The sequence below is a fragment of the Nocardiopsis sp. CA-288880 genome, from assembly GCF_050955985.1.
Lineage (GTDB): Bacteria > Actinomycetota > Actinomycetes > Streptosporangiales > Streptosporangiaceae > Nocardiopsis > Nocardiopsis tropica.
Genome location: NZ_CP192105.1, coordinates 2,077,634 through 2,090,696, shown reverse-complemented (window position 1 = coordinate 2,090,696; position 13,063 = coordinate 2,077,634). Strand labels below are relative to the sequence as shown.

Here is a 13,063-nt window from a genome sequence, read left to right as displayed (position 1 = left end):
GTTTCCGGCCGGGGCGCCCGCGTGTCCGGCCCCGGAGCGGGCCGCGGCGGCGCCCGGGGCGCGCCCGGTGGCCGCATCCGGCCGGTCCCGCCCCGGGCAGCGGCGCCCCCTCCTGCCAGAATGGCCGCCATGGCGAACATCCACGACACCATCGGCCCACGGCTGGCCCGGTTCCTCCTCGACCAGCCGGTGTTCTTCGTCGGCACGGCGCCCCTGGGCGCGGAGGGCCACGTCAACGTCTCCCCCAAGGGCATGGACGGCACCTTCGCCGTGCTCGGCGAGCACCGGGTGGCCTACCTCGACTACACCGGGTCGGGCACCGAGACCATCGCCCACCTGCGGGAGAACGGCCGCATCGTGCTGATGTTCTGCGCCTTCGACGGACCGCCGAACATCGTCCGCCTCCACGGCCGGGGGCGTGCCGTCCTGCCCTCCGAGGCCGGGTTCGAGGACCTCCGCTCCCATTTCCCCAAGGAGCGCACACTCGGGCAGCGGGCGGTCATCGTGGTCGACGTCCACCGCGTCTCCGACTCGTGCGGCTTCTCCGTCCCCCTGATGGACGTGCGCGGCGACCGCGACCTGCTGGACCGCTACCACGAACGCCGCGATCCCTCCTACTTCACCGACTACTGGCGGACACGCAACGCCACCAGTATCGACGGCCTGTCCGGCGTGCCCGAGCCGTCCGGTCCGGAGGCGGGGACGCCCGAGGACGCCCGCACCCGGGCCTGAGGGGCGCCGGGCGCGGGAGCACGGGCACGGTGGGTGGCGGGCACCGCGCGCGGACCCTTCCCCGCGCCCCGGCCGCGTGGCTCAGGTGACGTCCCCGGCCTCACCGAGCGGGCGCAGGCGCACGGCGGTCTCCGTCCCGTCCCCGTGCAGGATGTGGCGCATGCACGAGTGGTCGGGGAAGAGGCCCTCCGGTGTGTGCGCCAACAGCTGGAGGTGGGCCATGGCGTACTTGGGCGTCGAGTTCCGGCCCGGGAGGCGGATGGACAGCTCCTCCCTGGCCTCGAAGTCCTGCACCTCGACCTCCCCGGCCAGGGCCGCCAGCGCCTCGGCCCCTGCGGCGACCGGGACCTTGGCCACCCAGTGCGGGCCCTCCGGGGTGAGTGCCCTCTCCCTCTGCTCGGCGGTCTCCCCGGACCAGGCGAACCAGGGGGCGCCCGTGACGGCGGCGCCGTGTTCCGCCGCCAGGGCGCCGAGCTCCGCCACCGTGGCCGTGACGGCTCCGGTGACCGCGTCCCAGTCGTACTGGTCGGGCCGGCCCCCTCGCCGCTCCACGGCGACCGGGGGGACGGTCCTCGACAGGACCGTCGTCCCCGGCGCCTCCCCGCGCCGGACCCCGGGCGGGTCGGTGAGGAGTGCGCGGGCGGTGGCGATCGCCTCGTCCTCGGCCCCGCGCCGGCGGTGCAGGGCCCCGGTGTGCTCCTCCAGCAGTGCGGCGGCGGTGTCGGGGGCCTCCAGTGCGCGGCGGACGTCCTTGACGCTCATACCGGCGCCGCGCAGCGCCGTGACCAGCACGGCGGTCGCGACCTGCTCGATGGAGTAGTAGCGGTACCCGGTCTCCCCGTCGACCTCGGCGGGGACCAGCAGCCCCTCGGAGTGGTAGAAGCGCAGCGTCTGCGGGGACAGGTCGCTCATCTCGCTGAATTCCTTGATGGACAGGCTCATACCGCCAGTCTCGGGGTTGCGGTAACCGCAAGGTCAAGCCCGCGGCCGCGGGTCCTCCCGCCGCCCGGGGGCCCGGGCCCCCACCGTGTGGGAGGCGGCGCCCGTCACGGCGGCCGCGGAGGGGGCGCTCCCCCGCCGCGCGCCGCGGCCTCCTCGGCGGCCGGACGCGGGACGGTCGCAGCCCCGCCGCCGCGCTCCCGGGGCCGCGTTCCCTCACGCCCCCGAGTGCACCGCGGCCCGGGCCCGGGAGAGCTCGCGGACGGTCGCCATGTCGTCGAAGGGGAGCATTGCGCCGCCGACGATCTGGTACGGCTCGCTGCCCTTGCCGGCGAGCAGGACGACGTCCCCCGGACCGGCCGAGGCCAGGGCGGCGGAGATGGCCGCACGGCGGTCCCCGTCCCGTTCGTACGGGGTGCCCGTCCCCGCGAGCCCCGGGGCGACCTGGTCCATGATCGCCTCGGGGTCCTCCCACCTCGGGTTGTCCGAGGTCAGGAAGCACAGGTCGGAATGGGTTCCCGCGATCTCCCCCATCCGCGCGCGCTTGGTCGTGTCGCGGTCGCCCCCGCAGCCGAAGACGGTGAGGACCCGCCCCCGGGCGAACCCGCGGATCGTCCGGAGGACCTTGTCCAGCGAGTCCGGCGAGTGGGCGTAGTCGACGACCACGGACACCCCGTGCGGGGCCTCGAAGCGCTCGAACCGGCCCGGGATCTGCGGCATGCGCTCGAGCGCGTCCACGAGGGCGCCCAGTTCGTGGCCGAACCAGTGGCAGGCGGCCAGGGCCGCGAGCGCGTTGGACACCGAGAAGCGGCCCGGCACCGGGATGGCCGCCGGATACCCGCGGCCGCCGTGGTGCAGGACGAAGCGCGTCCCCGAGGCGTCGACCTCCAGGTCCGTCGCCCGGTAGTCGGCCTCCGCGTCGATGGCGTAGGTCGTCACCGCGCCGGGCATCATGGCGGGGATCGCCGCACCGACCGGGTCGTCGGCGTTGACCACGGCGTGGCGGCACATGCCCTGGAACAGGCGCAGTTTGGCGTCGCGGTAGTCGTCCATGGTGCCGTGGTCGTCCAGGTGGTCCTGGGTCAGGTTGGTGAAGATCCCGACGTCCACGGAGGAGCCCTCCACACGGTGGTGGAGCAGGCCCATCGACGTGGCCTCCAGCACCACGCTGAGGGTCCCCCTGTCGCGCATGCGCCCCAGGATGTACTGGAGGTCGGGGGCCTCGGGGGTGCTCAGCACCGAACGGGGCATCGGGACGGGGTCGCCGCCGGTGCGGCTGCCGGAGGTGCCGATGACACCGACCCGGGCCCCCTTGGAGATGCGCAGCAGCGACTCGTACATGGACGACACCGAGGTCTTGCCGTTGGTCCCGGTGACCGCCACCACGTCCATCCCCCGGCCCGGGTGCCCGTGGTAGCGGGCGGAGACGAGGGCCGCGGCGACACGGGCGTCGGCCACCCCGACCACGCAGGCGCCCTGGGGCGCGAACCGGGACGCGGGGTCCGACGGCCCGGTCTCGACGAGGACGGCCGACGCGCCCCGGGCGAGGGCGGACGCGACGCCGTCGGTCCCGCCCTCCTCGTGTCCGGGCACGGCGACGAACAGGGATCCCGGGGACACCCGGTGGGCGTCCAGGCACGGACCGGCGGTGATCCGGGTGTCCGGGTCGCCGTGCAGGATCCGGTGGTCATGGCCTTCGAGCAGCTCGCTCAGCTTCACGAGGGGTTCCCTTCGAGCGTGGCGCGCGCCGTTCGCACGGGCGGCGCCGGTGGGCACGGCCGACGGGATGCCGCGGGCCGGCGGAGCAGGGAACGGTGGTGCGGTGTGGCGGGCCCGGTGAGGGGCGGGCGCGGCTCCCGGTCAGGGGGCGGCGCACCGTGTGGGAGGGGGCGCGGCGCACCGTGGCGCACGGGGGCCACGGGGACGACGCGGTGGAGGCGGCCGGAACCGCGGGTGAAGGTCGCTAGCCGTGGCCGTGGAGAGCCCGGAGCCCGGTACGGGGGGCCTCGGGCACGGCGCAGGTCGAGCCCGTGACGGCGGAGGGGGCACGGCACGGGGCGGCGAGGGGTGAACCCTGTCCACACGCGCGAGTACCGGCCATGCTCCGAGTGTACGCGCCCGGTCGCGGACCGCGGCGGGCGGAGCGCCGGTACGGGGGCGCGGGGTGGGGCAGCGCCCGCCCGGAGACGTGGGGCGGAGCAGCGCCCGCCCGAGGACGTGGGGCAGCGCCCGCCCGGAGACGTGCGGCGGGGCAGCACCCGCCCGGGGGCGTGGGGCGGCGGCCGGCGGAGCCGTGCGGGGCGGGGAGGGCGACCGGGCCGGAAACAGGGCGGCCCCGCCCCGACACGCGTCCGCCCCCGCACGGGCCCGGCCGACGGGGCCCGGCCCGCGGGGGGCGGGCCTCACTCCCGCTCGCCCTCCGACTCCTCCGCCCCGGCGTCCGGCACCTGCGGTTCGGCCCCTTCGACGAGGCGCGGGTCACGGCCGGACACGCCCAGTTCGCGTCCGGCGGCCCGGAGCAGGCCCTCCCGCAGGAGCTCCTCCGGGCCCGCCGCGTCCCGGGCGATCCGGACAGCCGTCGCCGCGGCGCCGTGGCCCATGGTGTGGCCGAACCGGGCGATCTCCGGGGGCGCCACGTTGAACGGGCGCATCATGCCCATGTCCTCGTGTTCGAGCAGGTGGCAGTGGTACATGTACCGGCCCGTCCCTCCCGTGAACCGGCCCATCACGCTCACCATCGTCCCCGGCCCGACCCGGATCACGTCCTTCCACCCCTCCTCGTCCGGGTTGACCACGCCCGCCCCCGCGAAGGCGAGGGGGTGCCGGGTGGTCTCGCTCACCCGGTCGAAGCCCGAGACGTCGTAGGTGTCGCGGCGCAACGCCTGGAACCTGGTGAGGTGGATGTGCATCGGGTGCATGGGGCCCCCGAGGTTGAGGAAGCTCCACATCTCCCACCCGTCGAGCGGGACCACGAAGTTGATCGTGTCCATGAAGGTCGAGGCGGCCTTGCGGTAGGTGCGCAGGCGCCCCGAGTGGTCCCGGATCCGGATGTGGTCCCCCGCGGGGTGCGCCGCGTGTCCGTCGTCCGCGTGCGCCGTGTGCGCCCCCGCCGTGTGCGGGGAGTGGTCACCGGGCGCCGCCACGTGCTCCAGCTCCAGGAACTTGGGGTGCGCGAACGCGTCCGGCTGCGTGATCAGCACCATCCGGTGGCCGTGGTCGGGGTGGTCGTCGTGCGTCACCCTCACGTAGCCGGCCTTGAGCGCGGGGTTGGCCGGAGGCGTGAAGGAGTCCGTGACCCCGGTCGCCGAGACCCGGAACTGCATGACGGCGGGGAAGAGCTCGCCGCGGGTCGGCCTTCCCTCGTCGTCGACCATCACCAGCCGCAGCCGGGACGCCTTCCCCGCCTCCGTCCCGAACTTCTTGAAGTCCACGAGGAGGTCGGCCCGCTCGGCCGGGGAGACGGTCAGCCGCCCCCCGAGGTCGATGGGCCTGCCCAGCCGCCCGCTGTCCGTGCCGACCTGGAGCACCGCCCCGCGGACCTCCTCCGGGGTCGGCGCGGTCAGGTTGCCGCTGTCGTCCTCCTTGAACAGGCTCAGCGTGTAGGTGCGGGCGTTGGCCCCGTTGAGGACCCGGAAGCGGTACCAGCGCCGCTCCACCTCCAGATACGGCCAGATTTTCCCGTTGACCGTCTGGTAGGGCCCGGTGAAGGGGAGCGTGGACGGCCAGGTGGTGGGGTCGTCCGGATCCACGCCGTCGCTGCCCGTACCGGTCGCCGGGCCGTCCGCCAGGGCGACCACCTTGTGCAGGAGCCGCGCGGTGGGCGGGCTCCCGGGCCTGCCGTCCGTGGTCTCCAGGTTGCGGTCGCCGAGGATGAGCGGGACCTCGTGGACCGTGCCGCCGTCCTCGCCGCTGGTGGGGGTGAGCGCCTCGTCGTCCTCGTCCCGCAGGATGTAGGCCCCGAACAGCCCGGCGAAGACGTTCCACCGGGTGATCCCCATCGCGTGGTCGTGGTACCAGAGCAGGGTGCCGGGCTGGTCGTTGGCGTACTCCGAGAGCTGGGCGCGTCCCGTGTAGACGGCGTCGTCCGTCCACCCGTCGCTCCCCCCGTCGGTGTAGCCGCCGTGCTGGTGGGTGACGCTCCACGGACGGATCGCCTCGACGGCGGTCGCGGTCGCGGCGCCCTCGCTGCCCGGCCGGGAGGGGGTGCCGGGCGGTCTCGGCGGCACCCAGATGTGGCGTACGGGGTACTTCTCGCCGGTCGTGATCGCGTTCTCCCAGATCACCCGGATACGCGTGCCCCTGGCCACGTCGAAGGTCGGCCCGGGGACCGTCCCGTCGTAGGCGAACGCCTCGGTGGCTGGCTCGCCCCGCACGTCCAGCTCCGAGTGCAGGCTCACCTTCGTCCGCTTCAGCCGCACCGTCACCTGGGCCACCCCGTCGGGGCCCTTCTCGGACAGGTCGGCCTCGGCGGGGACGGGCAGGGCGTCCTTGAAAGGGGTCAGTCCGAGTTGCTTGGGCAGGTCGGCCATGGTCATCCTCCGTGTGGTCGGAACGGCTCGCGCGGGCGGTCCCCCTCCCGCGCCGGTGTCGGGCGCGCCGGCCCCCTGGGCCCGGCCTCCGGCGGTCCGTCCGCGGACGGACCGCCGGCCGGGTCCCGGTCGCCGGACGGCGTCGGGGGAGGGCGGCGCCGCGGTCCGCCCGGGGCGGGAGCGGCAGGCGGCCGCGGGCGCGGCCTAGACGAGGACCTGGGGGCAGCTCAGGCCGTGTTCGGGCACCTTCCCGCTGATCAGGTACTCGTCCAGGGGGTTGTCCACGCAGGCGCTCTTGCCCCTGCCGTACACGGTGTGGCCGCCGCCCTCGTAGGTGACCAGGACGGAGGTCGTCAGCCGGGCGTGCATGCGCTGCGCCCACCGGTAGGGGGTCGCGGGGTCCCCCGCGTTGCCGACGAGCACGATCGGCGGGGCCGCGGACGCCGTGAACTCCTGGGCGCCGGTCTCCGCGAGGGGCCACCGCGCGCACGAGGCCGTCGCCCACACGGGCGCGCCGCCGAACAGCGGGGCGCGCAGCTCGGCCTCCTCCACGGCCTCCCGGTAGGCGCTCAGGTCCTCCGGGTCGTCCCGGTCCGCGCACATGACGGCCGTGTAGGCGTCCGCGTCCTCGTCCGCCTCCCGGCCGAAGGCGCGGTCGTACATGTACTCCAGGTACCGCCGGTAGGTCTCGGACCCGGTGTCCCCCTCGGCCAGGTCCGTGAAGAACCCGGCCAGGTAGTCCCAGGTCCACTCGTCGTAGAGCTGGGTGGCGACCATCTCCGCCAGCATCTCGCCGGTGACCGTCCGCCCCCGCACGGTCGGCCGGTCCCGGTCGAACCGCTCCAGGAGGGCCGGTGTCTCCTTCACCGCGGCCCGGCCCGACGTGAACGGGCAGTTCTCCACGGTCCGGGCGCAGTGCTCGGCGACCATCTCCCAGGAGTCCTGGAAGGCCTCCTGGACCTCCACCGCGAGCCGGGCGTTGGAGGGCGCCGTGTCCACGACCCCGTCCAGGATCAGCGCCCTCGTCCGGTCGGGGAACATGTCGGCGTACAGGGCCCCGACGTGGGTGCCGTACGAGTAGCCGACGTACGTCAGCCCCTCGTCCCCGAGGGCGTCGCGGAGGACGTCGAGGTCGCGCACCACGTTGACGGTGCCCATGCGCGACAGGAACCCCCCGCCGACGGCCTCCGCGCAGCTGCGCCCGTAGGCCTCGGCGGCCTCGCCCAGCCCGCGCAGGTCGGCGGCGGTCCTCGCCGCGGGGTCCCCGGGGGCCACGCGTTCCAGCTCCCGCTCCCACGCCTGCGACCCGTCGCAGTCCAGGCCCCCGCTCCGCCCGACCCCGCGGGGGTCGAACCCCACCAGGTCGAAGGAGGCCTGCACCCGCTCCCCCAGGAAGGGGTTGCGCATGCCGTCCACCGTCGAGACCCCCGGCCCCCCGAAGTCGACCACCAGCGACCCCCGGCGCTCCGACTCCGGGCCGTGCGCGGGCCTCCGGGCCAGCGCGATCCCGACCGTCTCCCCGTCGGGGCTGCCGTAGTCGACCGGGACCGTGAGGGTGCCGCACTCCAGCTGCGCCATCCACGGCGGGGTGCCCCCGCCCGCGTCGGCGTCGACCGCGTCCAGCTCCGCCTGCGTGAAGCACGGGCTCCACGCGATGTCCTGGCCGTAGAACGGAAGGGGCACGTAGGCGTCGGCGGGCGGCCGCGCGGAACCCGTGGTCACCGCGAGGACGACCGCCAGCCCCCCGGCCCCGAGGACGGCGCGCGCTCCGCCGAACCGCCCGAGAGCACCCGTACACCAGCGCCTTGTCCGCACCGTGGCTCCGTTCCCGTCAGCGCCGACCGGCCGCTGCCGGGGCCTTTCGCACCATTTCAGCGGAGAACACACCGATCACGGACGGTAACATTCCGTTCGGGAGGTAAACAGTCGGTCTTGTTTGCGGGCGTCCGTCCACGTCTCAGGCGCGCGGACAGGTGAGACCGGAACGCGGCGCCTCCCCCGTCAGCAGGTAGGCGTCCACGGGCCGGTCCACGCAGGGGCTGCGCTCCTTGCCGTACAGGGTGTGCCCCGCCCCCTCGTAGGTGACCAGGACGCCCGTCTCCAGCTGGTCCGCGAGCTCCTCGGCCCAGGCGTAGGGGGTGGCGGGGTCCCCGACGGTCCCGATGACGACGATCGGCGGGGCGTCCGGGGCGGTGATCCCCGTGGGCGCCTCCTCGCTCTCCGGCCAGTACGCGCACGGCAGCTGCTCCCACACCAGGTCGGGGCCGAACAGCGGGGACAGCCCGGCCGCGCGGTCGGCCGCGTCCCGGTAGGCCGCCACGTCCTCGGGGTCGGCGCGGTCCGCGCAGTTGACGGCGGTGAACACCGCGTTCGCGTCCTGGTGCTCCATGCGGGGGTCGACGTCCTCCGGGTCGACGTCCTCGTACTTGCCGAACGTGTTGTCGTACAGCTCACCGAGGCGGCGCGCGGTCCCCTCCCCGTCGTCCGCGGCGAGGGCGGCGAGGAGGGCGGCCAGGTAGTCCCAGCTCTCCTCGTGGTACAGCTCCATGCCGATCATCTGGAGCAGGGTCTCGCCGTCGACGGGGATGCCCTCGACCTCGGCGGGTTCGCGGTCGAGCCCCGCGAGGAGCTCCTGCATCCGCGCGTCGGCGCCGCCCTCCCCGGGGTCCGCGCCGGCGAACGGGCACCCGTCGGCCTCCGCCGCGCAGTGGGCGGCGAACATGTCCCAGGTGTTCTGGTGGGCGGCCACCTGGTCCAGGGCGATCCCCGCGTTGGACAGCTCGGTCTCCACGGCGCCGTCCAGGACCAGCGCCCGCGTGTTCGCGGGGAACATCTCGGCGTAGAGGGCGCCGATGTGCGTGCCGTACGAGTAGCCCACGAAGCTCAACCGCTCGTCGCCCAGCGCGTCGCGGACGACGTCCAGGTCGCGGACGACGTTCACCGTGCCCAGGTGGGCGAGGAACTCCTCCCCCACCGCCTCGGTGCACGCCTCTGCGTAGCGGCGGGCGGCGTCCTCCAGCGGCTGGAGTTCCACGTCGGTCAGGTCCTCGGGGTCGGTGTCCGCGACGCGCCGGAACGCGTCGTCCAGGACGTACCGGTCCCCGCACGCGAAGCCCCCGCTCTCCCCCACGCCGCGGGGGTCGAAGGAGACCAGGTCGAAGGCGGCGCGGACCTCGTCGCCGAAGTACGGGAAGTCCAGCATCTCGATGCCCGACACACCGGGGCCGCCCGGGTTGAGCACCAGGGACCCCAGCCGCTCCTCCGCCGGGCCGGTGGCGGGGGCCCTGATCAGCGCGATCTCCAGCACCGTCCCGTCGGGCCGGTCGTGGTCCAGGGGGACGGCCACGGTCCCGCACTCCAGGGTCTCCAGCCAGGCCGCGTCGGCCCCCCACCCGGCGAGTTCGCCGACCTGCCGCTCGTCGTAGCAGGTGCGCCAGCGCACCTCCTGCCCGGCGAAGGGCCCCTCCTCCCCGGGCGGCGCGGACGAGCACCCGGCGAGCAGCAGCACCGCGGCCGCGGCCCCCGCCGGCACCGCCCTCGGGGCCGCCCCCGCTCCCGTGCCTCCCCCGACGCCCGCTGCTCCCCTGCCCACGCGCGGCTCCGTTCCTGTCCCCGCGCCCCCGCGCGGCGGCCGTGTCACACCGGGACCGGCTCGTCCCTCACCGGAGAGGGTGCCGTACGGACCCCGGGCGATCCACCCGCCGGTCCGGCGCCGTCCCGGAAAACAGAAGTGGCGGCCCCGGAGGGCCGCCTCCGGCCGGGCGGTCGCCCTCTCGCGGCGGGGGGCCGTCCCGCCGGGCCGCGGGCGGAGGGAGGCGGGCGGACCGGAGTGCACGGGACCGCGTCCCGGACCCCGGCCCGGACTCAGAGCAGGGTGACGTCGGTGTCGAACAGGTCCGGGAGGTCCTCCGGGGAGGCCACCGCCACCAGCGGGCGCAGGGGCTCGCCGAAGCCGATCCGCGCGTGGCGCCCCCGCCCCTCCCCCTCGGTCTGGGTGATCCAGTCGACCAGTTCGACGGCGCGGCTGACGTCCCCGCCGGGCCGGGTCAGGGCGACCACGGTCCCCGCCACGTCACAGCCGGTGTTGAGGAGCAGGGTCGCGGAGAACACGCTCTGCGCCCACGCGCCCCGGCCCACCGGGTGCGCGCCGCCCCCGGGGGTGCGGCGGCGGGACCAGCCGGGGGCGGCCAGCCCCACGGCCCGGTCGCCGAAGGTGAGCACGAGGCTGGGCCGCTCCTGCGCGGACAGGCACTCCACCGGGTGGCCGAGCGAGGCGTCCGCCCACACCCCGACGGCGCCCCCGGCCGCCCGGACCAGGGCGTCGCGTGCCGCGTCGAGCAGGTCGGCGTCGACCTGGTCGCGGGCCTCCCCGCACGCCCACCCCGCCAGGGGGCCGGTCAGGGGCGAGTACCCCGGAAGGAGCAGCGGCCAGTCCACGGCGGCGCGCCCCCTCAGGGGCACGGAGCCGTGGGTCATGCAGACCACGGTGCGCCTGCGACCGAGCTGGTAGGTGACGCAGGCGCCCGACCGGCGCGCGGCCAGTGCCAGGCCGAGGCTCATCGCCTTGGTCCCGGTGGTGATGTCGACGACCACCGGCGCCGCCGCCCCGCCGGACCGCTGTTCGGCGATCCACCGCCGGGCGACCCCGGTGACCGCCTCCGTGTCGGACCCGTCCACCGGCTCCGGGGTGAAGCGCACGCGGTCGCGGTAGCCGCCCTCCTTCAGCTCGGCGGCCCCGGGCCGGACCGCGCCGGGGTTCTCGGCCGCGTGCAGCGTGCGCGCGGCGGCCTCGCGCACGCCGGTCAGGACGCTCTGCCGGGAGGGCAGGACGAGCGTGTCGGCGGGGCGGTGGGCGTGCACCGCGGTGAGGGTCCCCATGCGGCTGCCGCCCAGGGAGGTGACCAGCAGGGGGCCGTCCCCCGGCCCGGGGTGGCGTTCGGGCGGCTCCGCCCCGTCCGGACGCGGCTCCGGCGGCGCGGGCGGCCGCGCGCCACCGCCGCGACGCGGCGGGGCGCCCAGGCCCGGGAAGAACGCCTTGCGGACCTCCTCGAACGAGGTGAGCCGGGCGAGCAGGTCGTCCAGGCTCCACACGTGGACGCTGCGCGCGCTCAGCGCGGGGTTGTACGCGGTGACCCGGTCCCGCAGCCCCGGGACCGCGGGACCGGAGTGGACGAACAGCACCTGGACCGCTCCGCCGAAGACCCGGCGGGCCTTGGTCACGGTCCACCCGGCTCGGGCCACCACGTCGTCGGGGCGGGACTTGGCCTCGACGCACAGCACGCGGTGGCGGTAGCGGACGACCGCGTCGAAGTCGGCGACGGCTCCGCCGGGGTGGAGCGGGTCGGCGACCTGCCGGGGGCCGAGCACCTCCGTGCCCCGGTGGCGGCGCGTGTGCCGCAGCAGGTGGGAGAGGACCCGGCCCTCGGCGACGACGCCCCGGCGCACCGCCGGGGACATGTCGGGGAACCGCGCGAGGAGCGCCTGCTTGCCGCCCTGGACGAAGAGGCGGACGGGTTCGGGGTCGCGGTCGTCGAGCCAGCGGGCGCCGTGGATCCCGGCCAGGGTGCGCAGGTCGACGCCGTCGCCGACCACGGGGCGTCCCGGACGGGAGCCGTCCGCGGTGCGCAGGACGTCGCGCTGGGCGTCGAGGTAGTGGCGCCAGCCGGGGGCCCGGGGGTGTCTGTCGGGGGGCAGCGCCTGTTCGTGGAAGAGCGCGGCGGCCACGCTCATCACCTTGGTCCCGCCGGTGTAGTCGAGGAACCAGGGTTCTCCCCCGTTGTCCCGGTGGAACGCGGCGAGGGTGTCGGTGACCGGCCCGAAGTCGTGCGGGTCGGGTCCCACGCTGGCCACCCGCACCGACGCCCTGTCGGCGAGCCGTTCCACCGCGCGGGCGACCCGGTGCGCGACGGGGAGGGTTCCGTCGCTGCCGAGCAGGACCAGGCGGTCGGCGGGGAGGGTGAGCGAGGACAGCAGGGCCGGGGTGGGGTTCTGCCCGACGAGCACGACGGCGGTTCGGGGACTGTCCACATTGTCCTTCGCACGGGGGGCGGGGGCGGTTTCGGTACGCACAAGCTACTGCCGGGATCCGCCCTTTCTCCAGGGCGGGCGCCGGCCGGTCGGGCCCCGGGGAGAGGCGGGGCGGAAGCGGTCGCCCCGGGGCCGGGCGGGGAGGCCGGGCGGTCAGGCCCCGACCCTCTCCTCCGCGGCCGGGGCCCTCCCGCGCACCGGTGAACCGCTGATCACGAAGGAGCGGCAGGCGGTCACCACGCCCTTGCCGTCGCGCACGAGGTCGGAGGGGACCAGGAGGTCGCGGCGCTCGGGGTGGGCGGAGCCGACGACGGAGGACACGATGAACCACACCCCGTCCTGCGGCTCGGGCAGGTTGGCCCTGGTGCGCTCCTCGGCCATCAGCGGCACCCCGGCCACCTCCAGCCCGACGGGCACGCGCACCGCCTCGACCCTGGCCGGCGCGTCGGACCCCGGCCAGCGGCGGATGACGCGGGAGCTCTCGTCCACGACCGTCACCGCATGCGGCGTCAGGTTGACCACCGGCATCCGGCACCCTCCGTTCGTCTCGGTCCGCGGCGGCCGGCCGGCGTGCCGGGTCCGGCCGTACCGCGCACCGGTCCAAGGCCTTCACCGCAGTCTCTCGGACACACGCGCGGGGGGTCGGCGGACGTGCGCACCGGGCCGACCCCGGGAAAGAAGTGGGGCCCTTGTTTCGAATGTCCATTTCATCAGCACCAGGACTGGTTTATGCAACCTGATAATCCAGCCCAAGAATTGACATTTCCCTATGTGTGGCCCTATTTTGCTATACGACCTCCCGTTCGCGCGGGGGTGTCACCTGAGGTCTCACGTCT

Annotated in this window: 8 protein-coding genes; 1 reads left to right on the top strand and 7 read right to left on the bottom strand. The window is 75.4% G+C overall.

Annotated features, from left to right (window positions below):
- Nucleotides 1-129: 129 nt before the first annotated feature.
- Entirely contained in the window at nt 130-732 is a 603-nt protein-coding gene (locus ACQPYD_RS09125) for a pyridoxamine 5'-phosphate oxidase family protein (protein ID WP_433700574.1), read from the top strand.
- Nucleotides 733-813: 81 nt separating this feature from the next.
- Here ACQPYD_RS09125 and ACQPYD_RS09120 read toward each other — a convergent pair whose 3' ends face one another.
- From ACQPYD_RS09120 to ACQPYD_RS09090, 7 genes are all read right to left on the bottom strand, one after another.
- Nucleotides 814-1,674: a MerR family transcriptional regulator gene (locus ACQPYD_RS09120; protein ID WP_433700573.1), complete on the bottom strand. Its 861-nt coding sequence runs from the start codon at nt 1,672-1,674 to the stop codon at nt 814-816.
- Nucleotides 1,675-1,887: 213 nt separating this feature from the next.
- Nucleotides 1,888-3,390 (bottom strand): UDP-N-acetylmuramoyl-L-alanyl-D-glutamate--2,6-diaminopimelate ligase, encoded by a 1,503-nt coding sequence (locus ACQPYD_RS09115; RefSeq protein ID WP_433700571.1) that lies wholly within the window; start codon nt 3,388-3,390, stop codon nt 1,888-1,890.
- Between the two features lie 683 nt (nt 3,391-4,073).
- Nucleotides 4,074-6,200 carry a multicopper oxidase family protein gene (locus tag ACQPYD_RS09110; protein ID WP_433700569.1) on the bottom strand — a complete coding sequence of 709 codons (2,127 nt, stop codon included), beginning with the start codon at nt 6,198-6,200 and terminating at the stop codon, nt 4,074-4,076.
- Between the two features lie 204 nt (nt 6,201-6,404).
- Nucleotides 6,405-8,015 (bottom strand): alpha/beta hydrolase, encoded by a 1,611-nt coding sequence (locus ACQPYD_RS09105; protein WP_433700568.1) that lies wholly within the window; start codon nt 8,013-8,015, stop codon nt 6,405-6,407.
- 142 nt (nt 8,016-8,157) lie between these two features.
- Entirely contained in the window at nt 8,158-9,732 is a 1,575-nt protein-coding gene (locus tag ACQPYD_RS09100; protein ID WP_433702002.1) for an alpha/beta hydrolase, read from the bottom strand.
- Between the two features lie 332 nt (nt 9,733-10,064).
- Nucleotides 10,065-12,227 (bottom strand): CRISPR-associated protein, encoded by a 2,163-nt coding sequence (locus tag ACQPYD_RS09095; RefSeq protein ID WP_433700566.1) that lies wholly within the window; start codon nt 12,225-12,227, stop codon nt 10,065-10,067.
- Between the two features lie 153 nt (nt 12,228-12,380).
- A complete protein-coding gene (locus tag ACQPYD_RS09090; RefSeq protein ID WP_267949013.1) occupies nt 12,381-12,755 on the bottom strand; it encodes a hypothetical protein in 375 nt (124 codons plus the stop codon).
- Nucleotides 12,756-13,063 lie beyond the last annotated feature (308 nt).

Excerpts from the sequence above, each read along its gene's own strand:
- ACQPYD_RS09125 (WP_433700574.1), top strand. The coding sequence starts at position 130 with ATGGCGAACATCCACGACACCATCGGCCCACGGCTGGCCCGGTTCCTC.
- ACQPYD_RS09120 (WP_433700573.1), bottom strand. The coding sequence starts at position 1,674 with ATGAGCCTGTCCATCAAGGAATTCAGCGAGATGAGCGACCTGTCCCCG.
- ACQPYD_RS09110 (WP_433700569.1), bottom strand. The coding sequence starts at position 6,200 with ATGGCCGACCTGCCCAAGCAACTCGGACTGACCCCTTTCAAGGACGCC.
- ACQPYD_RS09090 (WP_267949013.1), bottom strand. The coding sequence starts at position 12,755 with ATGCCGGTGGTCAACCTGACGCCGCATGCGGTGACGGTCGTGGACGAG.